Source organism: Staphylococcus sp. OJ82 (assembly GCF_000294465.1).
GTDB lineage: Bacteria > Bacillota > Bacilli > Staphylococcales > Staphylococcaceae > Staphylococcus > Staphylococcus equorum.
Map to the genome: position 1 here is coordinate 1 of NZ_ALPU01000005.1, position 26182 is coordinate 26182.

The 26182-nt window shown below is 36.1% G+C and carries 20 protein-coding genes and 2 rRNA genes; 11 read left to right on the plus strand and 11 right to left on the minus strand.

Annotation, left to right across the window (positions count from 1 at the left end):
* Window positions 1–185 precede the first annotated feature (185 nt).
* Window positions 186–3112 (plus strand): 23S ribosomal RNA (locus SOJ_RS05595).
* Window positions 3113–3193: 81 nt separating this feature from the next.
* A 5S ribosomal RNA gene (gene rrf, locus SOJ_RS05600) occupies window positions 3194–3308 on the plus strand.
* Window positions 3309–3810: 502 nt separating this feature from the next.
* Here rrf and ilvA read toward each other — a convergent pair.
* The 9 genes from ilvA to ilvD form a co-directional block, all read right to left on the minus strand.
* Window positions 3811–5079 carry a threonine ammonia-lyase IlvA gene (gene ilvA, locus SOJ_RS05605; protein ID WP_002507117.1) on the minus strand — a complete coding sequence of 423 codons (1269 nt, stop codon included), beginning with the start codon at window positions 5077–5079 and terminating at the stop codon, window positions 3811–3813.
* A 30-nt stretch (window positions 5080–5109) separates the two neighbouring features.
* Window positions 5110–5685 carry a 3-isopropylmalate dehydratase small subunit gene (leuD, locus tag SOJ_RS05610; protein WP_002507118.1) on the minus strand — a complete coding sequence of 192 codons (576 nt, stop codon included), beginning with the start codon at window positions 5683–5685 and terminating at the stop codon, window positions 5110–5112.
* Window position 5686: 1 nt separating this feature from the next.
* Window positions 5687–7057 carry a 3-isopropylmalate dehydratase large subunit gene (leuC, locus tag SOJ_RS05615; protein WP_002507119.1) on the minus strand — a complete coding sequence of 457 codons (1371 nt, stop codon included), beginning with the start codon at window positions 7055–7057 and terminating at the stop codon, window positions 5687–5689.
* Window positions 7058–7074: 17 nt separating this feature from the next.
* Entirely contained in the window at window positions 7075–8115 is a 1041-nt protein-coding gene (leuB, locus tag SOJ_RS05620; RefSeq protein WP_002507120.1) for a 3-isopropylmalate dehydrogenase, read from the minus strand.
* Window positions 8112–9647 carry a 2-isopropylmalate synthase gene (locus SOJ_RS05625; RefSeq protein ID WP_002507121.1) on the minus strand — a complete coding sequence of 512 codons (1536 nt, stop codon included), beginning with the start codon at window positions 9645–9647 and terminating at the stop codon, window positions 8112–8114. The genes leuB and SOJ_RS05625 overlap by 4 nt, the downstream gene beginning before the upstream one ends.
* A 155-nt stretch (window positions 9648–9802) precedes the next feature.
* Entirely contained in the window at window positions 9803–10822 is a 1020-nt protein-coding gene (gene ilvC / locus SOJ_RS05630) for a ketol-acid reductoisomerase (RefSeq protein ID WP_071561883.1), read from the minus strand.
* A gap of 36 nt (window positions 10823–10858) precedes the next feature.
* The gene (gene ilvN, locus SOJ_RS05635) at window positions 10859–11332 is read right to left on the minus strand and encodes an acetolactate synthase small subunit (RefSeq protein WP_002507123.1); all 474 of its coding nucleotides are present in this window, start codon (window positions 11330–11332) and stop codon (window positions 10859–10861) included.
* On the minus strand, window positions 11329–13119 hold the full coding sequence (gene ilvB / locus SOJ_RS05640) for a biosynthetic-type acetolactate synthase large subunit (RefSeq protein WP_002507124.1): 1791 nt from the start codon (window positions 13117–13119) through the stop codon (window positions 11329–11331). Before ilvB ends, ilvN begins: the two co-directional genes overlap by 4 nt.
* Window positions 13120–13131: 12 nt before the next feature.
* Window positions 13132–14820, minus strand: coding sequence for a dihydroxy-acid dehydratase (ilvD, locus tag SOJ_RS05645; RefSeq protein WP_002507125.1), 1689 nt, complete (start codon window positions 14818–14820; stop codon window positions 13132–13134).
* A 652-nt stretch (window positions 14821–15472) separates the two neighbouring features.
* Here ilvD and tsaE point away from each other — a divergent pair.
* From tsaE to SOJ_RS05670, 5 genes are all read left to right on the plus strand, one after another.
* Window positions 15473–15934: a tRNA (adenosine(37)-N6)-threonylcarbamoyltransferase complex ATPase subunit type 1 TsaE gene (gene tsaE, locus SOJ_RS05650; RefSeq protein WP_002507126.1), complete on the plus strand. Its 462-nt coding sequence runs from the start codon at window positions 15473–15475 to the stop codon at window positions 15932–15934.
* Entirely contained in the window at window positions 15915–16577 is a 663-nt protein-coding gene (tsaB, locus tag SOJ_RS05655; RefSeq protein ID WP_002507127.1) for a tRNA (adenosine(37)-N6)-threonylcarbamoyltransferase complex dimerization subunit type 1 TsaB, read from the plus strand. The genes tsaE and tsaB overlap by 20 nt, the downstream gene beginning before the upstream one ends.
* A complete protein-coding gene (gene rimI, locus SOJ_RS05660; protein WP_002507128.1) occupies window positions 16550–17014 on the plus strand; it encodes a ribosomal protein S18-alanine N-acetyltransferase in 465 nt (154 codons plus the stop codon). The genes tsaB and rimI overlap by 28 nt, the downstream gene beginning before the upstream one ends.
* Window positions 17007–18035, plus strand: a complete 1029-nt coding sequence (gene tsaD / locus SOJ_RS05665; RefSeq protein WP_002507129.1) for a tRNA (adenosine(37)-N6)-threonylcarbamoyltransferase complex transferase subunit TsaD — start codon at window positions 17007–17009, stop codon at window positions 18033–18035. The genes rimI and tsaD overlap by 8 nt, the downstream gene beginning before the upstream one ends.
* A gap of 272 nt (window positions 18036–18307) precedes the next feature.
* The gene (locus tag SOJ_RS05670) at window positions 18308–18730 is read left to right on the plus strand and encodes a VOC family protein (protein WP_002507130.1); all 423 of its coding nucleotides are present in this window, start codon (window positions 18308–18310) and stop codon (window positions 18728–18730) included.
* Between the two features lie 55 nt (window positions 18731–18785).
* On the opposite strand, the gene SOJ_RS05675 is transcribed toward SOJ_RS05670, so the two are convergent.
* Both SOJ_RS05675 and SOJ_RS05680 read right to left on the minus strand, forming a co-directional pair.
* Window positions 18786–20387 carry a MutS-related protein gene (locus SOJ_RS05675; RefSeq protein WP_002507131.1) on the minus strand — a complete coding sequence of 534 codons (1602 nt, stop codon included), beginning with the start codon at window positions 20385–20387 and terminating at the stop codon, window positions 18786–18788.
* Between the two features lie 357 nt (window positions 20388–20744).
* Window positions 20745–22673 (minus strand): ABC-F family ATP-binding cassette domain-containing protein, encoded by a 1929-nt coding sequence (locus SOJ_RS05680; protein ID WP_002507132.1) that lies wholly within the window; start codon window positions 22671–22673, stop codon window positions 20745–20747.
* 144 nt (window positions 22674–22817) lie between these two features.
* Here SOJ_RS05680 and SOJ_RS05685 point away from each other — a divergent pair, with 144 nt between their 5' ends.
* The 4 genes from SOJ_RS05685 (at window position 22818) to SOJ_RS05700 (ending at window position 26133) form a co-directional block, all read left to right on the plus strand.
* The gene (locus tag SOJ_RS05685; protein WP_162129931.1) at window positions 22818–23456 is read left to right on the plus strand and encodes a redox-sensing transcriptional repressor Rex; all 639 of its coding nucleotides are present in this window, start codon (window positions 22818–22820) and stop codon (window positions 23454–23456) included.
* Between the two features lie 228 nt (window positions 23457–23684).
* Entirely contained in the window at window positions 23685–24776 is a 1092-nt protein-coding gene (locus SOJ_RS05690) for a YeeE/YedE family protein (protein WP_002507134.1), read from the plus strand.
* Window positions 24777–24799: 23 nt separating this feature from the next.
* The gene (locus tag SOJ_RS05695) at window positions 24800–25027 is read left to right on the plus strand and encodes a sulfurtransferase TusA family protein (protein WP_002507135.1); all 228 of its coding nucleotides are present in this window, start codon (window positions 24800–24802) and stop codon (window positions 25025–25027) included.
* A gap of 143 nt (window positions 25028–25170) precedes the next feature.
* The gene (locus SOJ_RS05700) at window positions 25171–26133 is read left to right on the plus strand and encodes a LacI family DNA-binding transcriptional regulator (protein WP_002507136.1); all 963 of its coding nucleotides are present in this window, start codon (window positions 25171–25173) and stop codon (window positions 26131–26133) included.
* Window positions 26134–26182: the final 49 nt, after the last annotated feature.

A 26182-nucleotide genomic window follows, 5' to 3' on the forward strand; every position in this document is an offset into this window, starting at 1 on the left:
TTTTGTACATTGAAAACTAGATATGTAAGTAAAATTTATGATTTTACCAAGCAAAACCGAGTGAATTAGAGTTTTAAAAAGCTTGAATTCAAAAAATAGAAATAATCGCTAGTGTTCGAAAGAACACTCACAGATTAATAACATTTTAGGTTTTCAACCGATTTTATCGTGTTGAAGGTCGAAAAGATTAAGTTATTAAGGGCGCACGGTGGATGCCTTGGCACTAGAAGCCTACGAAGGACGTTACTAACGACGATATGCTTTGGGGAGCTGTAAGTAAGCTTTGATCCAGAGATTTCCGAATGGGGAAACCCAACACGAGTTATGTCGTGTTATCGATATGTGAATACATAGCATATCTGAAGGCAGACGCGGGGAACTGAAACATCTTAGTACCCGCAGGAAGAGAAAGAAAAATCGATTCCCTGAGTAGCGGCGAGCGAAACGGGAAGAGCCCAAACCAACGAGCTTGCTTGTTGGGGTTGTAGGACACTCTATACGGAGTTACAAAAGAACAAATTAGACGAATCATCTGGAAAGATGAATCAAAGAAGGTAATAATCCTGTAGTCGAAAGTTTGTTCACTCTTGAGTGGATCCTGAGTACGACGGAACACGAGAAATTCCGTCGGAATCCGGGAGGACCATCTCCCAAGGCTAAATACTCTCTAGTGACCGATAGTGAACCAGTACCGTGAGGGAAAGGTGAAAAGTACCCCGGAAGGGGAGTGAAATAGAACTTGAAACCGTGTGCTTACAAGTAGTCAGAGCCCGTTAATGGGTGATGGCGTGCCTTTTGTAGAATGAACCGGCGAGTTACGATTTGATGCAAGGTTAAGCAGTTAATGTGGAGCCGTAGCGAAAGCGAGTCTGAATAGGGCGTTGAGTATTTGGTCGTAGACCCGAAACCAGGTGATCTACCCATGACCAGGCTGAAGTTCAGGTAACACTGAATGGAGGGCCGAACCGACTTACGTTGAAAAGTGAGCGGATGAGTTGTGGGTAGCGGAGAAATTCCAATCGAACCTGGAGATAGCTGGTTCTCTCCGAAATAGCTTTAGGGCTAGCCTTAAGTAATGATTATTGGAGGTAGAGCACTGTTTGGACGAGGGGCCCTTATCGGGTTACCGAATTCAGACAAACTCCGAATGCCAATCAATTTTATCTTAGGAGTTAGAACGCGGGTGATAAGGTCCGTGTTCGAAAGGGAAACAGCCCAGACCACCAGCTAAGGTCCCAAAATATATGTTAAGTGGAAAAGGATGTGGCGTTGCCCAGACAACTAGTATGTTGGCTTAGAAGCAGCCATCATTTAAAGAGTGCGTAATAGCTCACTAGTCGAGTGACACTGCGCCGAAAATGTACCGGGGCTAAACATATTACCGAAGCTGTGGATTGTCCGTAAGGACAGTGGTAGGAGAGCGTTCTAAGGGCGTTGAAGCATGATCGCAAGGACATGTGGAGCGCTTAGAAGTGAGAATGCCGGTGTGAGTAGCGAAAGACGGGTGAGAATCCCGTCCACCGATTGACTAAGGTTTCCAGAGGAAGGCTCGTCCGCTCTGGGTTAGTCGGGTCCTAAGCTGAGGCCGATAGGCGTAGGCGATGGATAACAGGTTGATATTCCTGTACCACCAAATTTCGTTTTAAGCGATGGGGGGACGCAGTAGGATAGGCGAAGCGTACTATTGGATTGTACGTCCAAGCAATGAGACTGAGTGTTAGGCAAATCCGGCACTCTTAAGGTCAAGTTGTGATGGGGAGAGGAAATTGTTTCCTCGAGTCGTTGATTTCACACTGCCAAGAAAAGCCTCTAGCTAGAATTTTGGTGCCCGTACCGCAAACCGACACAGGTAGTCAAGATGAGAATTCTAAGGTGAGCGAGCGAACTCTCGTTAAGGAACTCGGCAAAATGACCCCGTAACTTCGGGAGAAGGGGTGCTCTTTAGGGTTAACGCCCAGGAGAGCCGCAGTGAATAGGCCCAAGCGACTGTTTATCAAAAACACAGGTCTCTGCTAAACCGTAAGGTGATGTATAGGGGCTGACGCCTGCCCGGTGCTGGAAGGTTAAGAGGAGTGGTTAGCTTCGGCGAAGCTACGAATCGAAGCCCCAGTAAACGGCGGCCGTAACTATAACGGTCCTAAGGTAGCGAAATTCCTTGTCGGGTAAGTTCCGACCCGCACGAAAGGCGTAACGATTTGGGCACTGTCTCAACGAGAGACTCGGTGAAATCATAGTACCTGTGAAGATGCAGGTTACCCGCGACAGGACGGAAAGACCCCGTGGAGCTTTACTGTAGTCTGATATTGAAATTCGGTACAACTTGTACAGGATAGGTAGGAGCCTTTGAAACGTGAGCGCCAGCTTACGTCGAGGCGTTGGTGGGATACTACCCTTGCTGTGTTGGATTTCTAACCCGCACCATTTATCATGGTGGGAGACAGTGTCAGATGGACAGTTTGACTGGGGCGGTCGCCTCCTAAAGAGTAACGGAGGCGCTCAAAGGTTTCCTCAGAATGGTTGGAAATCATTCATAGAGTGTAAAGGCATAAGGAAGCTTGACTGCGAGACTTACAAGTCGAGCAGGGTCGAAAGACGGACTTAGTGATCCGGTGGTTCCGCATGGAAGGGCCATCGCTCAACGGATAAAAGCTACCCCGGGGATAACCAGGCTTATCTCCCCCAAGAGTTCACATCGACGGGGAGGTTTGGCACCTCGATGTCGGCTCATCGCATCCTGGGGCTGTAGTCGGTCCCAAGGGTTGGGCTGTTCGCCCATTAAAGCGGTACGCGAGCTGGGTTCAGAAACGTCGTGAGGACAGTTCGGTCCCTATCCGTCGTGGGCGCAGGAAATTTGAGAGGAGCTGTCCTTAGTACGAGAGGACCGGGATGGACATACCTCTGGTGTACCAGTTGTCGTGCCAACGGCATCGCTGGGTAGCTATGTATGGACGGGATAAGTGCTGAAAGCATCTAAGCATGAAGCCCCCCTCAAGATGAGATTTCCCAACTTCGGTTATAAGATCCCTCAAAGATGATGAGGTTAATAGGTTCGAGGTGGAAGCATAGCGATATGTGGAGCTGACGAATACTAATCGATCGAAGACTTAATCAAATTTAAAAAGTGTTTTGTTTGGCATTATCAAATTTTACTTACTATCTAGTTTTGAATGTATAATTTTTATATATTTCATTGTCTGGTGACAATGGCAAGGAGGTCACACCTGTTCCCATGCCGAACACAGTAGTTAAGCTCCTTAGCGCCGATGGTAGTCGGACTTACGTTCCGCAAGAGTAGGACGTTGCCAGGCAATTAGGAACCCGAAAGGGTCTCTTTTTTTATGCGTAAAAGGAGCTTAACTTCCAAAAAATCTGGTTTAAGCCATGAGCACATAAGCTGAAGCTCATGTGTAAGAACTACTAATCCCAATGATTTTGAGAAGTAGTTCTTTAGAAGCTGACGAACTGAGTGAAAGACGAGACGAGCTTACAAGCGGTAAGTGAGTAAGGAAAGAGCGAAAGTGAGAAAAGATGCGAACGCTTGCCTTACACCAGAAAAGCTTCTTAGCAGGGATACAAAAGACAAGTCTTTTGTATAAGTGCTCCTAAACTCTAAATATTAGAATAAGGAGCACTTTACAGGCAATTAGGGACCCGAAAGGGTCTCTTTTTTATGCGCAAAAGGAGATTAACTTCCAAAAACTCTGGTTTAAGCCATGAGCACATAAGCTGAAGCTCATGTGTAAGAACTACTGATCCCAATGAGATTGGGAAGTAGTTCATTAAAAAAAGCTTAGCTATTGAGCTAAGCTTTTAAATAAGAAGTGAATAAAGCATTTTATTTTCGTTAATGTAAATATTTGAAGCATCAAACTCATTTACATTCTTTTTCAAGTTATTCAAATCTTTATGGTTATTTAATTGAATGCCTATGATAACTGTACCGGTGTTTTGAGATGATTTTTTTAGGTACTCGAATTTAGTAATATCGTCTTTAGGTCCAAGTACATCATTTACAAATTCTCTTAAAGCGCCGGGACGTTGGGGAAAGTTTAAAATGAAGTAATGTTTCATTTCTTCGAAAAGTAATGAACGCTCTTCAATTTCTTTCATGCGGTTAATATCATTATTACCACCACTCACAACACAAACAACTGTTTTACCTTTGATTTCTGCTTGATAATTATCTAAAGCGGTAACACTTAATGCACCAGCAGGTTCTGCGATAATGGCCTGTTTAGAGTACATATCCAAAATGGTTGAACATACAGCACCTTCATGTACTTGAACATAATCATCAACAACTTTTTTAGAGATGTCATATGTTATCTGACCAACTCTTGCAACTGAAGCACCGTCAACAAACTTATCAATGTCAGGTAATGTTACGATTTGATTTTCTAAAACAACTGATGTATACATACTGCTTGCGCCAGCAGGTTCTACGCCAACAATAGATGTGTGAGGTGAATTTTCCTTGAAGTACGTACCAACACCAGAAATTAAACCTCCGCCTCCAATTGCGGCAAATAAATAATCAAATTGTATATTTTCTTCTTGAGATTGATCAATGATTTCTTTAGCAAGTGTGCCTTGCCCTGCAATAGTATAGATATTGTTAAAAGGATCAATGAAATTCATTTTGTTATCTTCTGTATAACCGAGCGCTTCTTTTAAACAATCATCAAAAGTATCACCTGTAAGAATGACTTCGACATTTTGTCCACCAAAGAATTTAACTTGGTTAATCTTTTGAAGTGGGGTAGTGACAGGCATAAAGATAACTGCATCTAAGTGTAATTTATTAGCAGTATAAGCCACACCTTGTGCATGGTTACCTGCACTTGCACATGTGATGCCCATTTCTCTGTCTTCTTTATTTAAGGCTACAATTGCGTTGTAAGCTCCTCTAAGTTTAAAAGATCTGACCCATTGTAGGTCTTCTCTTTTTAAATATACATTACAGTCATATTTAAGTGATAAATAATGATCCTTTTGTAATGGAGTCTCTTTAACAGTATCTTTTATTTGTAAGTAAGCTTCATCGATATCTTTTGAAGAAACAGTTGTTTTTACAGTCATATGTTTCACACCTTTGTTAGTTTAGTATCTTTAAAAATTTTTTGCTCTTTCGTAAGATTTAATCTCATCTTCATATTGCAATGTTACTGCAACATCATCAAGTCCTTTTACGAGTTTGTTTTTCCAAGTTTCATCGATATCAAAAGTAAATATTTTGTCTGGAGAAGAAACAGTTTGATTTGGTAAATCTACTGTGATCGATTCTGATTGTGCTAAATGTTTTCTCGCTTCTTCATCTAATACAATAGGTAACATCGCATTTTTAGTACAGTTCATATAGAATATATCACTGTAACTGCCAGCAATAATTATGTCAAAACCGTAGTCTTTAATCGCCCAAGCAGCATGTTCACGACTTGAGCCACATCCGAAATTATCTCCAGTAATTAAAATCGATGCATCTTTATATTCTGGTTTATTTGGATTGAAGTCTGGATTATCAGATCCGTCATCTAAATAACGCCATTCATCGAAAGCAAATGGTCCAAATCCTGATTTTGAAATACGTTTTAAATGGACTTTAGGTATAATTTGATCGGTATCGATATTGTCATGAAATAATGGTACGACTTTACCTGTATACGTAGTGATTGGTTTGATTTCCATATTATACAACCACCTTTCTAACATCTACAAATTTACCATTAATTGCTGCGGCTGCTGCCATAGCAGGAGAAACAAGGTGTGTTCTTGCACCTTTACCTTGGCGACCTTCAAAGTTACGATTACTTGTCGAAGCACAATGAACACCATTAGGTACTTGGTCTGGATTCATACCTAAACACATTGAGCAACCGGGCTCTCTCCAATCAAAACCTGCTTCTTTAAAAATTTTATCTAGTCCTATTTTTTCTGCTTCTTTCTTAACTGTACGAGAACCTGGAACAACGATTGCTGTAATATTAGGGTGAACTTGATTTCCTTTAACAATATGACTCGCTTCAACTAAATCTGAAAGACGAGCATTTGTACAAGAACCTAAGAAGACATAACCCAAATCGATATCCTCAGCTTTTTGACCAGGTTTTAAACCCATATAATTATATGCACGTTCGTCATTAACATCTTCTATTTCTGGGAAAGGTGTGCTAAAACTCACTCCCATTTCAGGACTAGTTCCCCAAGTCACTTGAGGTTCTAAATCTGAGACATCCATTTCAATGACTCTATCAAATTCGGCATCGTCATCTGTGTAGAGTTCGCGCCATTCATCAACAGAATTATCGAAGTTTGTTGCGTATGGACGGCCTTTAACATATTCAAATGTTGTTTCATCTGGCTCCATCATGCCATATTTAGCACCAGCTTCAATTGCCATGTTACAAATTGTCATTCTAGCTTCCATACTCAAACTACGAATCGCTTCTCCAGAAAATTCTAGAGCATAACCTGTCCCAAAATCAACGCCATACTGACTAATCAAATGTAAGATAATATCTTTGGCATATACACCTGTCGGCAATTTGCCTGTTACATCAATTTTTAGATTTTTAGGTTTAGTTTGCCATAGCGATTGTGTAGCAAATACATGCTCTACTTCACTTGTACCAATACCAAAAGCAATTGCTCCGAAAGCACCATGTGTAGCAGTATGAGAATCACCACAAACAATTGTTTTACCTGGCTGGGTTAAACCTGTTTCAGGACCTACCATATGCACAATACCTTGTTCATCAGAACCCATATCAAATATATGGACACCGAATTCTTTAGCATTATTTTGCAATGTAGTAATTTGCTTGTTTGCGATTTCATCTTTGATATTAAAGATATCTACGGTTGGTACGTTGTGATCAAGTGTTGCATATGTTAAGTCTGGTCTACGCAATTGTCTGTTTTGGAGTCTCAAACCTTCAAATGCTTGAGGAGATGTGACTTCGTGTATAAGATGCAAATCTATATATAATAACTGTGGGTCACCTTCTTTACCAGTCAAGACATGTTTATTCCAAACTTTATCAAATAGTGTTTTACCCATATGACATCTCCTCCTTTTTATAGATTTTCTTTTACGAAATTAATAATATCTGACGTATTATAATTTCCATTGAGATCACGGGTTGTTTTACCTTCTTTAATGAGTTGATAAATTACTGTTTCTAATTTTTCAGCTGCTTGTGGTTCATTTAAGCTTTCTCTAAGACACATAACAACTGATAAAAGCATACCGAAAGGGTTTGCGATATCTTGGTTTGCAATATCTGGTGCTGAACCATGAATCGGTTCGTAAAGTCGTGGGCCTTGTTCACTAAAACTTGCAGAAGGTGATAAACCTAGTGAACCCGGTATTACAGATGCTTCATCACTTAAAATATCACCAAATAAATTTTCCGTAACAATGATATCAAATTGTGAAGGGTTAGTAATTAAATGCATTGCACAAGCATCTACAAGCAAATGGTTAACTTCTACTTCAGGATAATCTTGCGAAACTTCATTTATTACTCTACGCCATAATTTACTAGAAGAAAGCACATTTTCTTTATCAACAGATGTTAATTTTTTATTTCTTTTTTGAGCTAAATCAAATCCAACTCTAGCAATGCGTTCAATTTCTGATCTGGTATAAGTAAGAGAATCAAGTGCATCATCATCACCCAATTTCTTAGGTTCACCAAAATAGATACCGCCAGTGAGCTCTCTTACTAAAACGAAATCTGTGCCTGCAACACGCTCTTCTTTAATCGGAGATAAATGGCTCGTACCATTTGTTACTGTAGTAGGGCGTATATTAGCGAATAAGCCTAACGCTTTACGTATGCCTAATAAACCTTGTTCTGGTCTATTATTAGGATCAGTCCATTTTGGTCCACCTACAGCGCCTAATAAAATTGCATCAGCATTTTGACATGCATTTAGTGTGGATTCAGGAAGTGGTTTACCATGGTGATCTATAGCAACACCACCAAAATCATGTGATTCTAAGTCATAATTAAAATTAAAATCTTGGCTTAATTGTGCTAATATTTCTAGTGATCCTTTCATAATCTCAGGACCAATACCATCACCTGGTAGGGCTACAATCTTATAACTCATGAATGAATACCTTCTTCCGTAGCTGAATTAGCAGCATATTTAGCGTGTGCTTCTACATATGATTTACAAGACGCAAGCAAGATATCATGGTCAATACCGACACCTGTGACAATTTGATTATCAATCTTAATTTGTACATGTACTTCTGCTTGTGCATCAGTGCCTTCAGTAACAGAATCAATACGGTATTCTATTAACTCAGTGTTGAGGTCAAAAATACGATCTATTGCATTGTACACGGCAACGATAGATCCAGTGCCAATACTTGAATCTTGATACGTATTACCGTCTTTATCTTTAATGACGACTACAGCACTTTGAAGTCCATTTGAAACAAATTGTAGCTGTAAAGTTTCAACTTGATATATCGCATTTTGTTCGTGTTCTGTACCTTGAATTAAGGCATGAATATCACGGTCTGTAACTGCTTTTTTCTTATCTGCAATTGTTTTAAACTGTTTAAATAATACTTTTTGTTCTTCTGGCTCAACATCGTAACCCAAATTAATTAATTTTTCAGCAAAAGCATGTTTGCCTGAAAGTTTACCTAAAGGTAATTCTGTTGTTTTAACACCAACAAGTTGAGGTGTCATAATCTCATATGTTTCAGGGTTTTTAATTATGCCATCTTGATGGATACCTGATTCATGACTAAAGGCGTTTTGGCCGACAATGGCTTTGTTTCTAGGAACTCGAATTCCTGCAAATCTAGCAATTAAATCTGAGGTTTGTTTTGTTTCTTCAAGGTTAATTCTAGATTGGTTGCCGTAATGATCTTGTCGAACGTAAAGGCCAAGTGCTACTTCTTCAAGTGCTGCATTACCTGCACGTTCCCCAATACCATTTAAGGTACCTTCTATTCGTTTGGCTCCATTTTCAATTGCAGCCATACTATTTGCAACTGCAAGCCCAAGATCATCGTGACAGTGAGCACTATAAATTACTTCATGGTCTGTTTTGATAGATTCTTGTAGTGTTTTGAAAATTTGACCATATTCAGAAGGGTAACTGAAACCTACAGTGTCAGGTATATTGATTACACTTGCTCCGGCATCAACAGCTGTTTGAACACATTCTATTAAAAATGGTAGTTCTGTTCTTGTTGCATCTTCTGGGGAGAATTGAACTAAATCAAAATATTTTTTCGCATAGCTTACATGTTCTGTTATAGATGCTAAAACTTCTTCCTTAGACATCATAAGTTTGGAATCGCGATGAATCGGGCTTGTTGCGATAAAGACATGAATTCTTGGTTTTGCTGCTTCTTTAGTTGCTTCATATACTGCATCAATATCTTTTTTCACACAACGGGCTAGACCACATACAGCAGTTGTTGTTAATGCTTTTGAGATTGCTTCAACTGATTTAAAACTACCATTACTTGATGCAGGGAACCCAGCTTCTATAATATCTACGCCCCATTTTTCAAGTTGGTTTGCTATCTTCAAACGTTCATCGAATGAAAAGTTTACACCAGGTGTTTGTTCGCCGTCTCTAAGTGTTGTATCAAAAATTTGAATATGGCTACTCATTTTCAACATCTCCTATAAATGAATTTTAGACTCATATAACCGTAAGTAATGAAGAAACACACTTTTATGAGAAAAGTAGCTGCATTTTTAAGCAATCATATATCCCTAATTAAGTGTGATTCTCCAATTACGATTAATTTAAAGGTTGAATCTAATTATTTTTCAATGCTTTTAGATTTAATGAATGGCATCATTTCACGTAGCTCTTTACCAACCGCTTCGATTTGATGTCCATGTTGTTCTTCGCGTAGTTTGTGGAACTCTTCAAAATTATTTTCATTATCTTTAATGAAACGATCACTGAATTTTCCTTGTTGGATATCTTCTAGTACTGCTTTCATATTATCTTTAACGTCTGGTGTAATGATACGTGGTCCAGATACATAGTCACCAAATTCTGCTGTATTTGAAATTGAATAACGCATGTTTTCCATACCACCTTCGTATAATAGGTCTACGATAAGTTTCATTTCATGTAATACTTCGAAATAAGCAATCTCTGGTTGATATCCAGCTTCAACTAAAGTTTCGAAACCAGTTTGTATTAATTTAGTTGTACCACCACAAAGGACAGCTTGTTCACCAAATAAATCTGTTTCAGTTTCCTCTTTGAATGATGTTTCTAATACACCAGCACGTGTAGCACCGATACCTTTAGCATAGCTTAAAGCTAAGTCTGTAGCTTCTCCACTTGCATCTTGTTCTACTGCGAATAGGGCAGGGACTGCACTACCTTCAGCAAAAGTACGACGAACTAAATGTCCTGGGCCTTTTGGAGCTACTAAGAATACATCAACGTTTTCTGGTGGGTTGATAACATCAAAATGAATATTAAAACCATGAGCAAAAACTAATGCATTATTTGCTTCTAGATTTGGTTCGATTTCTTCTTTATATATTTTTCCTTGAGCTTCATCTGGTAGAAGTACCATAATGACATCAGCTTGTTTTGCTGCTTCATTTACAGGATATACTTCGAAGCCGTCATCTTTTGCTTTATCAAAAGAACGTCCAGGTCTGATACCAATGATTACGTCATAGCCATTGTCTTTTAAGTTTTGTGCATGAGCATGACCTTGAGATCCATAACCTAAAACCGCTACTTTTTTACCTTGTAATGCATCTTTCTTTACTGTTTCATCATAATAAACTGTTGTCATAATATAATCCTCCATGTGATTTGAATTTTTGTTAAAACATTAAAACTTAAGCTAAATAATACCTGCCGAACCCGTACGTGAGACTTGTTCGATTTTATATGATGATAGATCGTCTAATAAATTATCCATCGTATATTGTGGACCTGAGGCTTGAAGGTACGTATAAGTTTCTTCATTTTTTAATATAGAGACTAGCGCATCATAAGGTTTGATTAAATTTTGTAATTCTTGGTGATTGTTTGGTGTTTGTAATTTCACAAGTACCAACTCTCTATTGTAGGTATTTGTATCTGTTATATCTTCAACCTCAATTATATTGATTTGCTTTTCAAGCTGTTGAAGTAGTGTACGTAACACGTCTGTATCAGGTATTTCTGCTACAAAAGTAATGTTAGAAATACCTTCTTCTAGCGTAGGTGTTGCGGAAAGGTTAACGATATTAAATTGTCTTCGTACGAAAATACTGGTTAATCTATTCAATGTACCTGCTTTATCTCTCACTTTTGTTCTAAATGTTCTTCTCATAATAGACCCTCCATCTCATGGTTTGCTTTACCACTTGGTACCATAGGAGAGACAATTTCAACTGGTGAAATACGAATGTCAATTAAAGCTGGTCCGTCATGTTGGAAAGCCTCATCCAATTTTTGTTCTAAGTGTGTTGGATCATCTATAAGATAGGCTTTTACATTATATGCTTCAGATAGCTTAATAAAGTCTGGCTGTCCATTAAACACAGAATGTGAAAAACGTTTATTAAAGAATTTATCTTGCCATTGTTTCACCATACCCAGCGTACCGTTATTTACGATTACGATTTTAATATCTATGCCATATTCTTCTAAAATACCCATTTCTTGGTTTGTCATTTGAAAACCACCATCGCCTACAAATGCTACGACTGGTTTGTCTGGTTTAGCTAATTTAGCACCAATTGCTGCAGGTATACCAAAGCCCATTGTGCCTAAACCACCACTTGTAACAAGTTGACCATGATCTTTGAATGGGTAGTATTGTGCAACCCACATTTGATGTTGTCCTACGTCTGTAGTTACGATTGCATCACCATTGGTAATTTCTCCGATATATTCAATTGCGCGTTGTGGTTTTGAAAATACACCATCTTCATCATCGCTGTATGCAAATGGTTGCTGTGTTTTATTTTCGTTACATGTTTCTAACCAATCTTCGTGTCGGATTGAATAACTGTCGAAATCGAGTAGAAATTCTAATGTCGCTTTACAATCGGCAACAATACCCAAATCTACTTTAATAATTTTGTTGATTTCAGATGGATCGATATCAACATGAACGATTTTAGCATTTGGTGCGAATTCATCAGGGTTACTGGCTAATCTGTCGTCAAAGCGGCTTCCGAAGTTAATAAGTAAATCACATTCAGTTAATGCCATATTACTTGCGTATGATCCGTGCATACCACCCATACCTAAAAATAGGGGGTGTTCGTATGGAATTGCACCGAGACCAAGTAATGTACTTACTACTGGTAATTGGTGTCTACTTACAAATTCAGTGAATAAATCGTTTGCTTTGGCATGGTTGATGCCTGCACCTGAAAGTACTAATGGTTTTTTTGCACTTTTTAAAAAGTCTCTCAATTTTTGTATATCATCTTTTTTCGGTTTATTAGGTATTGTGTAACCAGGTAACTCTAATTCATTAGTAACTTGGGCATTTGTTGATAGGACACCCATATCTTTAGGAAAATCGATTACCACAGGACCTTTTCTTCCAGTATTAGCGATATGAAAACCTTCATGAATAATTTTTGGAATATCCTGTACATTTTTGACTTGATAGTTGTGTTTAGTAATAGGTGTTGTCATGGAGAGTAAGTCTGCTTCTTGGAATGCATCCTTACCAATACCAGGTGTTGCGACTTGACCTGTGATTACTACTAAAGGTAAAGAGTCGCTGTAAGCATCAGCAATACCGGTAATCGCATTTGTAGCTCCTGGACCACTTGTAACAACTACTACGCCTGTATTACCAGATACACGTGCATAACCTTCAGCTGCGTGCGTTGCACCTTGTTCGTGACGGGCTAAGATGTGCTTTATTCTTCCATCATATAGTGTGTCATAAAGAGGGAGAACAGCACCTCCTGGATAACCAAATATAAAATCAACACTCTCATTTGCCAATGATTCAACTAATAATTCTGAACCAGATCTCATTTCATCAATTGTCTCTTGTTCTAGTTCAACTTCAGGTTCAATTGGTTCTACTGCTTCCAAAGATTCAAAATTTTCTGATTTTTCTATTTCAAGTGTTTCAGTATGTTTAGACATTGTGCTCACTCCTTAAATGAGATTTTCGGGAACTTGCATTACGCCACCAGTATTAGCACTTGTAACAAGTGCAGTGTAACGTGCAAGATAACCAGTTTTCACTTTTGCTTTAAATGGTTTCACATCTTCTTTTCTATCGTTTAAAGTTTCATTTGATACTTCGACATTCAACGTTCGGTTAGTTAAATCAATAGTAATTTCATCACCATCTTCAATTAGTCCAATAGGTCCACCAGAAGCGGCTTCAGGTGATATATGTCCTACAGCAATGCCTCGAGTTGCACCTGAGAAACGGCCATCTGTAATTAATGCGACATCTTTACCTAATCCTCTTCCTACAATTGAAGAGGTAGGTGCTAACATTTCAGGCATGCCTGGACCACCTTTAGGACCTTCATATCTTATGACGACAACATGGCCTTCTCGAACAACGTGATTATCAATTGCTTCTACTGCATCATCATGCGAATCAAAACAAATTGCTTTACCTTTAAATACTTTAATTGAAGGATCTACACCACCTACTTTAATGACGGCACCATTTGGAGCTAAATTACCGTATAGAATTGAAAGCCCTCCCTGTTTGTCGTAAGGGTTATCTAGATGTCTAATTACATCGCTATTTAAAATTTCTTTACCTTCATTATTTTCACGAAGGGTCTTGCCTGTCGCTGTGATTCTATCTGGATGTAAGGTGCCTTCTCTTTTAAACAATTCATTAATAATTGCTGGCACACCACCTGCTTCATGTACATCATGCATTGAATAAGAAGAACTAGGTGCAATTTTTGAAAGGTAAGGTGTTTTCTTAGCAATTTCGTTAATTCTTGTTAAGTCATAATCGATGCCAGCTTCGTTTGCAATTGCTAATGTGTGAAGCACAGTGTTTGTAGAACCACCCATTGCCATGTCTAACGCAAAAGCATCATCAATTGCTTCACTTGTTACGATATCTCTTGGTTTAATATCATTTTTAATATTATCTACTAATTTGAATGCGGCTTCTCTAATCATTTCTCTACGTTGATCACTGACTGCTAATGCTGTTCCATTATATGGAAGGGATAAGCCTAAAACTTCCATTAAACAATTCATTGAATTCGCAGTGAACATACCAGAACAAGAACCACATGTTGGACAAGCGTTTTGTTCCATATCTAAAAATTCATCTTTTGAAATCGAACCATCTTTAAAAGCACCAACTGCTTCAAACATTGAAGAAAGTGTTAATGCTTTACCTTCTGAAGATAATCCTGCTTTCATAGGACCACCAGAACAAAAGATGGCTGGAACATTGGTTCTGACTGATGCGAGGATCATACCTGGTGTAATCTTGTCACAGTTAGGAATATAGAATACACCGTCAAACCAATGCGCGTTAATTACTGTTTCAGCAGAATCAGCAATGATTTCTCGTGAGGGAAGGGAATATCTCATTCCTATATGACCCATCGCGATACCATCATCTACACCGATTGTGTCAAATTCAAAGGGAATAGCACCTGCTTCACGAATTGCTTCTTTGGCAATGTCTGCTAATTCTCTTAAGTGGACATGTCCTGGGACAATGTCAATATATGAATTACAAATTGCCACGAAAGGCTTATTCATATCTGTTGGTTTTTCTAATGCACCTGTAGCATGCAAAAGACTTCTTGCTGGAGCCTGCTGATCACCTTTTTTGATCATATCGCTTCTCATACCATTTCCCCCTTAAAATTGAAAATAAAAAAAACGTCCCAATAAATTATTGGGACGTTTTCAAGTCCCATTCAACTAGAAAGAGGACTTAAACGTTTAGTAAATTCTTCACTAAAGTTCCAGTCCTAATAGCATAATAAAATGACTAAATTATTTGAAGTTGTTGGTTTGTATTGCATATGGTTTTTGGTCATTTTATTATACTCCTCTCGAATGAATGGTTTTTATTTAATTGAATTGTCTAAAAATTCGATAAATTGAATTTACTACATCAGCGAGATCATGTCAATGACTTTTTAGAATTATCTCTAAATTCACACAATTACAAAAAAGAAAGAACTTGTTTTACTATGAAGTAAAATAGGCAAAAATTTGTTAAACTATAAGAGTTATTTATATAGAGCAGATAAATTGAAGTAATATATTGTGATTAACTCAAATAAAAATTGCGAATAGTTACTATAGAAAGAACTGAGTTTTTATAATGGAGTACAAGAGAAGTGTTAAAGGAACGCCTGAGCTAAAGCTCATGCATAAGAACTACTAATCCCAATAAATTGTGGGAATTAAAAAAGGAACGCCTGAGCTAAAGCTCATGCATAAGAACTACTAATCTTGCAAGCAAGAAAGTAGTTCTTTAAAGGAGGGGAATATGATTAAGATTAAGGATTTAGATGGAATGGCGGTTTTTGCTACAACGTTAGCGAAGTATTTATCAGCTGGCGACCTTGTATTGCTTAATGGTGATCTAGGTGCTGGGAAAACAACATTAAGTCAATTTATTGGAAAAGCGTTAGGTGTAAAAAGAAATATTAATTCACCAACCTTCAATATTATAAAATCATATCAAGGATCAAATTTGAGATTACATCATATGGATTGTTATAGATTAGAAGACTCTGAAGAGGATTTAGGCTTTGATGAATATTTTGAAGATGAAGCAGTTATTTTAATTGAATGGAGTCAATTTATTTCTGAATTTTTACCACCGTCTTCTTTAACTATTAATATAACGACATTAAATGAATCGGAAAGAAATATAGAATTAGAAGCACAAGGTGTACATTATGCAAAAATAAAGGAGGAGGTTGAACGTGAACTATCTGTTGATTGATACGTCAAATCAGCCATTGTCAGTTGCTTTAATGCAAGACGATAAGGTGTTAAGTGAATTGAATTCAAATGAAAAAGTAAATCATTCAGTACAGTTAATGCCAGCAATCGAACAAGTTATTGCTGAAAGTAAAGTATTGAAAGAAAATATCGATGTCATTGTAGTTGCACAGGGACCAGGTTCATATACTGGTTTAAGAATAGGTGTAACAGTTGCAAAAACTTTAGCATACGCTTTAAATGCTGAGTTGTATGGTGTGTCATCACTCAAGGCACTTGCCGCAACGATTAAAGAAGACACGAGATTAATTGTACCTGTGTTTGATGCAAGAAGAGAAGCGGTTTATACAGGTGTATACCAATATGAAGAGAATCAATTAGTTCAAGTTGAACAAGACCAGTATCTACCTATTGAAGAATTATTGGATTTATTGCACAAGACTGGACAATCCTATGTGTTTGTAGGGGCAGATACTGAGAATTTAGAAGAATTATTAGATAGTACCTGTGTTGCGAATGTGCCACTAGCTAAAAACATGAAACCACTTATTGAAACAGCAGAAAATATACATCAATTCACACCAAACTATATTAAAATATCAGAGGCTGAGAGAAATTGGTTAAACCAACAGAACAAGAGTTAAATATACGTTTAATGAACACAAAAGATGTGCCACAGGTATTTGATATAGAAAGAAATAGTTTTAATGACAGTAGTTGGTCGATTGATGCATTTTATCACGAGGTAGAGCAAAATGAATTTGCAAATTATTTTATTATTGAATTTAATGAGAAGATAATTGGTTATATTGGCTTATGGATAGTAATTGATCAGGCACAAATTACAACCGTCGCTATTGATAATGAATATAGGGGTTACGGTTTAGGCCAACTTTTATTAAAATATGTAATGAATTTTGTCCGAGAAAAATGTGAAATGATGAGTTTAGAAGTGCGTGTAGATAATGATATAGCACAACACGTTTATACAAATTTAGGTTTTAAATATGGTGGTAAGCGAAAAAATTATTATGGTGAAGGCGAGGATGCATTAGTTATGTGGGTGAATTTTAATGAGTGAAGCAACATTAGTATTAGCAATTGAATCGAGTTGTGATGAAACAAGTGTAAGTATTATTAAAAATGGTACAGAAATACTCAGTAATATCGTATTGAGTCAAATTGAGAGTCATAAACGTTTTGGTGGCGTAGTACCAGAAGTAGCGAGTAGACATCATGTTGAAGGAATAACAACAACGATTAATGAATCGTTAGTTAAAGCAAATGTAACAATGCATGATATAGATGCAGTTGCTGTAACTCAAGGACCAGGATTGATTGGTGCATTATTAGTGGGCATTAATGCGGCAAAAGCCTTAGCATTTGCTTACGATAAACCTTTGATACCTGTTCATCATATTGCTGGTCATATATATGCGAACCATTTAGAAACACCCTTACAGTTTCCTTTAATGGCATTAATAGTCTCAGGTGGACATACAGAATTAGTATATATGAAAGACCACTTGAGTTTTGAAGTTATAGGAGAGACAAGAGATGACGCTGTCGGTGAGGCTTATGATAAAGTAGCGAGAACAATTGGATTAAGTTATCCGGGCGGCCCACAAGTAGATCGTCTAGCAGCAGAAGGAAAAGATAATTATCAATTTCCTAGAGTATGGCTTGAAAAAGATAGCTATGACTTTAGCTTTAGTGGTTTGAAAAGTGCAGTAATTAATAAATTGCATAATTTAAAACAAAAAGATGAAGAAATTAACAAAGCAGACGTAGCAACAAGTTTTCAAAATAGCGTTGTAGAAGTTTTAGTCGGCAAAGCTATTTCAGCTTGTGAGCATTATGATGTTAAACAACTGATTGTTGCAGGTGGCGTGGCAAGTAATAAAGGTTTGCGAGCAAATTTAGCAGAAGCTTGTGAAGCCCATAACATTACACTTTGTATACCGAGCCCTAGTCTTTGCACAGATAATGCTGCCATGATTGGTTCAGCTGGCCATTATTTATATCAGGCTGGCGTAACTGCTGATATGACATTAAATGGCTTTAATAGTATGGATATTGAACAATTTTCAGTTAAATATTAGTTAATATTTAAAAAGATGAATCTATGAACAACATAAGGCTAAATATATTTTCTAAAAATAATAACACCAACGATTGAATGATGATATGCTCTCTTCTAAGTTTTTACTTTTTAAGTGTCTACTTGGATGGGCGCAGTTCATTTTGACAATCGGTTGGTGTTTTTTAATTTATAGTTGAGAAATAAGGGTATGGGTAATTTAGTGAATCATTATCTAATGACGATAGAATCTAAGGTTATTTACAATTATCATTTTTAAAGGAGGATATTTTAATGAAATCAGTTCAATATTTTAACTTTCAAAATAGTTTAGCAGCGTTGAATTTTTATGAGAAACACCTAGGGGCCACTGACATACAGCGTGTTGGCGGTGATCATGAAATGTTTGCAGATATGCCAGAGGAATATGATATTGATAAGAATTTTACTATGAATGCATCATTTAAAATTTTAGGTGAAACATTCTATTGTAGTGATACAATGAAAAATAAAAAAATTGATAATAGTGGTGCGATTGTGGCTTTCACTTTTGATTATTCAAATGAAGCGGACAAACAACAAGCAGAAGCTTTTTTTAATAAAGCAATAGAAGGTGGATGTGAAGCTACGATGCCATTAGATAAGACAGAGTGGTCTGAACTATATGGTATGTTTAATGACCCATTCGGTGTGACTTGGATGATCAATGCAGAATAAATTATAAAAAGCTAAGGCTGAGACATGTAATTATGTCCCAGCCTTAGCTTTTTGATTAATTGGTTTTTGAGATGAAAGATTTTGCACGTTTATAGATTTGTTCTGGAAATTGCATAATGCGTAACAACTCTATGGCATTCCTAGTATCGGCTTTACCAGGTTTTACTTTGAAGTCAAAAGCAATTTCGTTTTCTAAAATAGATTCATTGAAATGATAATTTTCATAGTTTTTCTCTAGTAAAGTAGCTAACTCTATATCGTGTGTAGCAGCAATAAGTCTATAACCGGGTAGCTGATTCAAGTAGCTTAATACAGATTCTGAAGCTGCAATACGTTCTGTAGTGTTGGTTCCTTTAAATATTTCGTCAATAAAGCAATATATTTTGTTAGAGGTTGTTATATCGAATAAGCGTCGTATCGATTTGACTTCAGTCATAAAATAACTATCTCCAGTTAAAATATCATCTTGGTTAACCATAGAGGTATAAACTACGCCAGGTTTATAGATAAATTTCGTTGCTGTAACAGTGTTTACTGCTTGAGCTAATACTAAATTTAGAGCAATTGCTTTCATAAACGTTGATTTACCTGAAGCATTGGATCCCGTTAAAAGTATATGATTATTTATACTCATATCATTAGATACCGCTTCGTAGATAAGAGGGTGAGTTAATTCTTCAAATTCAAGGTAGTCTTCTCTATTGATTTGTGGAAGGGAGTAATGGTCCAATGTCTCTTGCCAAAGTGTTACGGCATAATGATTATCTATGCTCGCAATATAGTTATAACAAGTCATGACTTCATCTTCATATTTTTTAAAACTGTTTTGAATTAAGTGGAAGATATGATAGTCCAGCATAAAAATTATTTTGATTAGTAAAGATACAACAAAGGCATCTTCGCTAGAATTAACACGACCTAATAAACCACTAAATCTTCGAGCTATACGAAAATGACTAAAGTTAACATTAAGGTTAGGTGTCCCCTCAAGTTTTTGTAAGTTATATGCTTTTTTAATTACTGTAGATGTATAAAATATTGAATTTAAATCTTGATTATACGTCTTTTTTAGAGAGCCGCTTAGAATCATATTGAATATGACAGAAGCGATTGTTAAAGCTATACCTTTACTAGGTGAAAAGAAAGTTAGAATCATAAAAATAAGAGGTAAATATGTACATAACATAAAAAAATTATTTCGTTTAATATATAATAATTGATCTGGAAAAATAGGATAAATGGCTTTACCAATTTGTGCTAAGTGCAGAGAAACAGAATTTCTAAATGCGACATTTGTTTTAAATTGATGAATTAAATTTTCATCTTTTACTTTATACATATTTCTTAGTGTAGCAAAAAGTCTCATCTCACCAATTGCAGTAAAATTAAAATTCATACTATGAAATACATTATCCATATCTAAATCAGACCAGGTTTTATCATCTAGCAATAAATTTTCGTCAAATCTATTTTTATATGTGTCAAACTCGTAACTATAGTTATGATTAGGACGAATAAAGTTTTCTAGTGATTTTTGGTTAGTCCATAGATTTTGTAAATCGTGCTTTAATTTTTTATTAGCAGCAATTGTCGTAGTAATAATTAGTATTGTCGTCCCTAGAATTAAAGCAATTAGAAACCATAATAATGTAGGCATATTTTTTCTACATCCTTTCACGATTTTGCTGTAAGCCCGTAATAATTATGACATGACATTCCATTTTAAACAAATACCTTTCGTTTATAGTGATTTATAGTTTATATAGAATGTCAATAGGGAACGTGCGTACTTATCAACAAATAGTGCGTAACTTGTGGATAAGTAGTGGTTATGTGTGTGGATATAGGTTAATATCTGAAAATTGAAAACGGGCAATAGTTACATATTACTTGTGGACAACTAGGATAACTCTGTGGATAGCTATTGTAACAGTAATGGTATTGTGAATAGAATGAGCATAAAAAAAGAGCTAAAGTAGAAAATTTTACTTTAGCTCAATTGCACTTATAGCGATTATATTAACAATTCTTGTAATTCTGCCCATTCATCCATGACTTGTTCTAATTTTTGTTCGGCTATTTCTTTTTCAATTGCTAAATCATTTGCCTTTTCTGGGTTAGAATACACATCAGGCTGTGTGAGTTGTTCGTTTATATTATTTATTTCTTGTTCATATAATTCAATATTTGTTTCACATTGTTCTATTTTACGTTCAACTTGTCGTTGCTCTCGTTTTTGTTGTTTTTGGTCAACGTAATTATGATTTTGTGATGCACTTACTTCTGTTTTTGTAGGGTTATCCAATTCTTTTTTCGCTTGAATCGCTGCTTTTTCTTCTAATTTTTCAATGTAATACTGATAATCACCTAAATACATTGTTCCACCAGTAGTGTCCAAATCATAAACTTTATTTGCAAGTTCGTTTATAAAATAGCGATCATGTGACACAAATAAGATTGTGCCTTTAAAATCTGACAATGCTTGTTCAAGCATCTCTTTAGAGTCTATGTCTAGATGGTTAGTTGGTTCATCTAAAATAAGTACATTGTTGCGCTCTAGCATCAGTAGAGCAAGTTGAAGACGCGCTTTTTCTCCACCAGACAAGTCATTGATGATTTTTTTGACATCATCTTGTACAAATAAGAAACGACCTAAGACAGCTCGAATATCTTTTTCATTCATTGTTGGATATTGGTCCCATAAATAATCAAGGATTGTTTTGTTTGATTTAAATTCAGCTTGTTTTTGATCGTAATAACCAACTTTTAAATTTGCACCTGTAGTAATTTCTCCACTAATCTTTTGTTGGAGACCGGCGACTGTTTTGATTAAAGTAGACTTCCCAATACCATTAGGACCAATGATTGCAATATGATCTCCCTTCGTGGCTTCGATATTAATACCTTTTGTTATGGCTTCCTCATATCCAATTTCTAGATTTTTAATATGAAATACATCGTTTCCAGTATTTCTATCAAAATCGAATTGGATATTGGCGCTTTTAGCATCAATCATAGGTTTGTTAACTCTTTCCATTTTTTCCAACATTTTCCTTCGGCTTTTTGCCATGCCCGTAGTTGAAGCACGAGCGATGTTTTTCTCTACAAATGTTTCAAGTTTTTTAATTTCAGCTTGTTGACTTTCATATTCTTGCATACGTTTTTCATAATATTTATCTCTTTGCTCTATAAATTGTCCATAGTTACCTACGTAATGTTGTACATCGCCGAGCGCAACGTCATAAATTTGATTGACAATTTTATCTAAGAAATATCTATCGTGACTGATAATGACGATAGCGCCTTTGAAATAATTAAGATAACTTTCCAACCATTGCGTTGTTTCCATATCTAAATGGTTTGTAGGTTCATCAAGTAATAGTAAATCAGGTTCGCTAAGTAACATCTGGGCTAAAGATAACCTAGTCTTTTGACCGCCACTAAAATCATTAATAGGACGATTAAAATCCGCTTCACTAAAATTCAAACCGTGTAGTACAGTTTTAATCTTACTTTCATATTGGTAACCTTCTTGTTGTTCAAATTGATTAGATAAAGACTCATAGCGATCGATGTGTGTCTTATATGACTCAGTATCATATTCATCAGCATGTTGCGCTAACCAGTCCGTCTCAAATTTCATTTCTAATTCTAATTTTTTCATACTTTCAAATGGTTTCGACATTTCATCAAAAACAGTTTGATTCGTATTTAAAGTCATTTGTTGTGTTAGATAACCAAGCTTGAGATTTTTGCTTTTTGAAACTTGACCGCTATCATATGTCTCGACGCCAGCAATGATTTTCATTAAAGTAGATTTTCCGGCACCATTACGTCCAACGATACCAATACGTTCACCAGTTTTAACTTCAAAATCTACATTATTAAAAATATCTTCTCCGTCGAATGATTTAGTTAAGTCATTGAGTTGTAATAATATCATCCGATTTGCACCTCTCTATTCATTATCATTCTACAGTATTCAACGCGTGGTTAAAACTATCATTGTTTATTTTTATTATTCAATAATGTATAATGTTGTAGTGATTATAAGATAAATCAGCAATAGATAATGAAATAGGGGGACATGGTCTTGGCTAATCAAAGCGAAAAGATTCCTCGTGCCACATTGAAACGTTTACCGTTGTATTATAGATTCGTCAATACTTTGAAATCTAAAGGCATAGATAGAGTTAATTCAAAAACTATAAGTGAGGGTTTGAACATTGATTCTGCAACGATTCGTCGTGATTTTTCATATTTTGGTGAATTAGGCAAGAAAGGCTATGGCTATAATATAGATAGCTTATTACATTTTTTTAAAAATGAGATAAGTGAAAATGACGAGATAAAAATTGCAATTGTAGGTGTTGGGAATTTAGGGAAAGCATTATTAACATACAACTTCTCAATACATGATGAGATGACAATAACGGAAGCTTTTGATATACGAGATGAAATTATAGGGACGCAAATAGGGAAGGTAACAGTCAGTCCGTTTGATAAAATTACGGAAATATTAGCACAAGAACATATTGATGTAGTGATTTTAACTACACCTGAAGAAGTAGCGCAGCACGTTGCTGATACTTTAGTAAAAACAGGTGTAAAAGGTATTTTGAACTTTACACCAAGTCGTGTTTTGACACCATCGGATGTTCAAGTACATCATATTGATTTGGGTATTGAATTACAATCTTTACTATTCTTTATGAAAAAATTATAGTAACAAATAAAGCGTATGAAAATAGGCTAGCTTTTTTATTTACACGAGATACACGTTAAGTGGTGAGTGTTTAAAAAAGCTAGTTTTTGTATTTAGTTATACGATTACTAACAACTACAGTTATTTTCACATTTAACACTTTATAAAATATAAGCAAACGGGCTTGATATTTAATGAAAAGTTTAATATGATAAATCATATTGATTTTATCGGGAAAGAGGTAATAATATGACGTGGTTAGTAATCAGTGGACTAATCGTTGGTGCGCTTTTAGGCTTTGTTATGCAAAGAACACGATTTTGTTTAGCTGGTGGATTTAGAGATATGTACGTTCAAAAAAGCAATAAAATGTTTTATGCATTGTTAATTGCAATTTCCGTACAAAGTATTGGGTTATTAATTTTAACATCAACAGGCTTAGTAGAAATTCCAGAATCTACGTATCCAATTATTGGAACAGTAATAGGTTCATTTATATTTGGTATTGGTATTATTTTATCTGGAGGTTGCGCTACAGGTACGTGGTATAGAGCTGGAGAAGGTTTAATAGGTAGCTGGATGGCACTTATTGCCTATGGTTTCACTGCAGCGGCAACAAAGTTTGGTTTGCTGTTACCATTAATGAATGGTGTGAACAAACCGACAAATGTAAATTCAAGTATGGCACAAACGACAGGTATACCAACATGGGTTTGGGTCGCGTTACTTACAATCATCACGATTCTTCTTGTTGTAAAAACGTTACGTAAACCAAAACCTAAATTTGCTATACCAAAATTAAAGCAAAAATATACAGGTATAAGACATTATTTATTCGAGAAAAAATATCACCCATTTGTTGCAGCAATAGCTGTTGGGCTAATTGCTTTAATCGCGTGGCCTGTAAGTGAATCAACAGGAAGAATGTATGGACTTGGTATTACAACACCATCTGCAAATATAGTTCAGTTTTTTGTAACTGGTGATTTGAAATTGATAGACTGGGGTGTATTCCTTGTTCTAGGTATATTCGTTGGTTCTTATATTGCTGCGAAAGGTGCTAAAGAATTCAAATGGAGAATGCCTGATAAAAAGACAATACGTAATAGTGTTATCGGTGGCGTATGTATGGGATTTGGCGCTTCTGTAGCTGGCGGTTGTTCAATAGGTAACGGTTTAGTAGAAACTGCAACGATGTCATGGAAAGGTTGGATTGCACTTGCGTCTATGATTTTAGGAGCTTGGTTTATGAGTTACTTTATATTTATAAAACCAATGAAAAAAGCGCAACGCCAACAAACTAGTGAAAATACGATTTCAACACAAACACAAACGACTTAATTATATTAGGGAGGAATTTAATTATGGTACATGAATTAGGAACGGTAGGAATGGTTTGCCCATTTCCATTAATAGAAGCACAAAAGAAAATGGATACAATGAATAACGGTGAAGAATTGAAAATAGACTTTGACTGTACTCAGGCAACAGAGGCACTACCTAATTGGGCAGCTGAAAAAGGATATCCGATAACAAACTATGAACAATTAGATGATGCTTCTTGGACGATTACAATTCAAAAAGCTGAATAAGTGAAAGACCAACCAACTTGCTATTATTAGGTTTAAATACCTAAGGTATCAGGTTGGTTTTTATTTTAAATAGTATTTAAAGCGATTGCAATATGATAGAATTAATCATATTGAGAATAGCTTATTGATGAGAGTGAGAGAATATGAAAAATATATCTGATATTGCAAAAATTGCTGGCGTATCAAAGAGTACAGTTTCAAGATATCTTAATAATGGCTCGGTAAGTTTAAAAACTAAGCAAAAGTTGGATAAAATCATTCAAGAAAATGATTACCAACCAAATCAGTTTGCCCAAAGTCTGCGAGCGCATAGAACCAATATGATAGGTGCGATTATACCTAGAATGAACTCTTACGCAGTAGATGAAACAATCAAAGGCGTGAAAACAGTTTGTGATGATTTGAACTATAGATTATTGCTTAATTATACAAATATCGATACAGAACTGGAAATTGATGCATTAGAAACATTTTATAGAAGTAAAGTCGATGGAATTATATTAATGGCTACAGAAATTACAGATAGACATATTGAAGTGATTAATAAAATTGATGTCCCTGTTATTATCGTCGGTCAAGAACATAAGGACTTGCACTGTATTATCCATAATGATTTTCATGCAGGTTATATGGTAGGCGAAGGACTCGGATCAAAAGGTTTTAAAAACATTCAATTCTTTGGAGTTACAGAAACCGATGTTGCTGTAGGTATACATAGAAAAAAAGGCTTAATCAGTGGCTTAGCGAAATATAATGTCAAACCACATATTTCGCAAACCTCATTTAATTACAATGAGGCAATGATTGATGTATCAAAAGAATTGCAAACTCAACCTAATTATGACGCAGTTGTAGGAGCAACAGATTCTATCGCATTAGCTGTACATAAAATCACCTCAGAAGATACTACACAAAATGGTGACAAATTTATCGTTGGTTTTGGTGGTGATCCAGTTACAGAAATTGTCTCGCCTTCAATTCATACAGTTAATTATCATTTTGAATATGCTGGTGAAGTAGCAATGAGCAAACTCAATCAACTCATTCAACATCAACCTATAGAGCAACGTATCTCTATTGATGTGGGTCTTTCATTTAAAAATTAACTGAAGCATGATATTATATAATAAAGCGTAATGGAACCGGTACCATAAT

Excerpts from the sequence above, each read along its gene's own strand:
- ilvB (WP_002507124.1), bottom strand. The coding sequence starts at position 13,119 with ATGTCTAAACATACTGAAACACTTGAAATAGAAAAATCAGAAAATTTT.
- ilvD (WP_002507125.1), bottom strand. The coding sequence starts at position 14,820 with ATGAGAAGCGATATGATCAAAAAAGGTGATCAGCAGGCTCCAGCAAGA.
- ilvN (WP_002507123.1), bottom strand. The coding sequence starts at position 11,332 with ATGAGAAGAACATTTAGAACAAAAGTGAGAGATAAAGCAGGTACATTG.
- SOJ_RS05685 (WP_162129931.1), top strand. The coding sequence starts at position 22,818 with ATGGTCTTGGCTAATCAAAGCGAAAAGATTCCTCGTGCCACATTGAAA.
- leuD (WP_002507118.1), bottom strand. The coding sequence starts at position 5,685 with ATGGAAATCAAACCAATCACTACGTATACAGGTAAAGTCGTACCATTA.
- leuC (WP_002507119.1), bottom strand. The coding sequence starts at position 7,057 with ATGGGTAAAACACTATTTGATAAAGTTTGGAATAAACATGTCTTGACT.
- SOJ_RS05625 (WP_002507121.1), bottom strand. The coding sequence starts at position 9,647 with ATGAGTAGCCATATTCAAATTTTTGATACAACACTTAGAGACGGCGAA.
- ilvC (WP_071561883.1), bottom strand. The coding sequence starts at position 10,822 with ATGGAGGATTATATTATGACAACAGTTTATTATGATGAAACAGTAAAG.
- SOJ_RS05680 (WP_002507132.1), bottom strand. The coding sequence starts at position 22,673 with ATGATATTATTACAACTCAATGACTTAACTAAATCATTCGACGGAGAA.
- SOJ_RS05675 (WP_002507131.1), bottom strand. The coding sequence starts at position 20,387 with ATGCCTACATTATTATGGTTTCTAATTGCTTTAATTCTAGGGACGACA.
- SOJ_RS05695 (WP_002507135.1), top strand. The coding sequence starts at position 24,800 with ATGGTACATGAATTAGGAACGGTAGGAATGGTTTGCCCATTTCCATTA.
- tsaD (WP_002507129.1), top strand. The coding sequence starts at position 17,007 with ATGAGTGAAGCAACATTAGTATTAGCAATTGAATCGAGTTGTGATGAA.
- SOJ_RS05700 (WP_002507136.1), top strand. The coding sequence starts at position 25,171 with ATGAAAAATATATCTGATATTGCAAAAATTGCTGGCGTATCAAAGAGT.
- SOJ_RS05670 (WP_002507130.1), top strand. The coding sequence starts at position 18,308 with ATGAAATCAGTTCAATATTTTAACTTTCAAAATAGTTTAGCAGCGTTG.
- SOJ_RS05690 (WP_002507134.1), top strand. The coding sequence starts at position 23,685 with ATGACGTGGTTAGTAATCAGTGGACTAATCGTTGGTGCGCTTTTAGGC.
- leuB (WP_002507120.1), bottom strand. The coding sequence starts at position 8,115 with ATGAGTTATAAGATTGTAGCCCTACCAGGTGATGGTATTGGTCCTGAG.
- tsaE (WP_002507126.1), top strand. The coding sequence starts at position 15,473 with ATGATTAAGATTAAGGATTTAGATGGAATGGCGGTTTTTGCTACAACG.
- ilvA (WP_002507117.1), bottom strand. The coding sequence starts at position 5,079 with ATGACTGTAAAAACAACTGTTTCTTCAAAAGATATCGATGAAGCTTAC.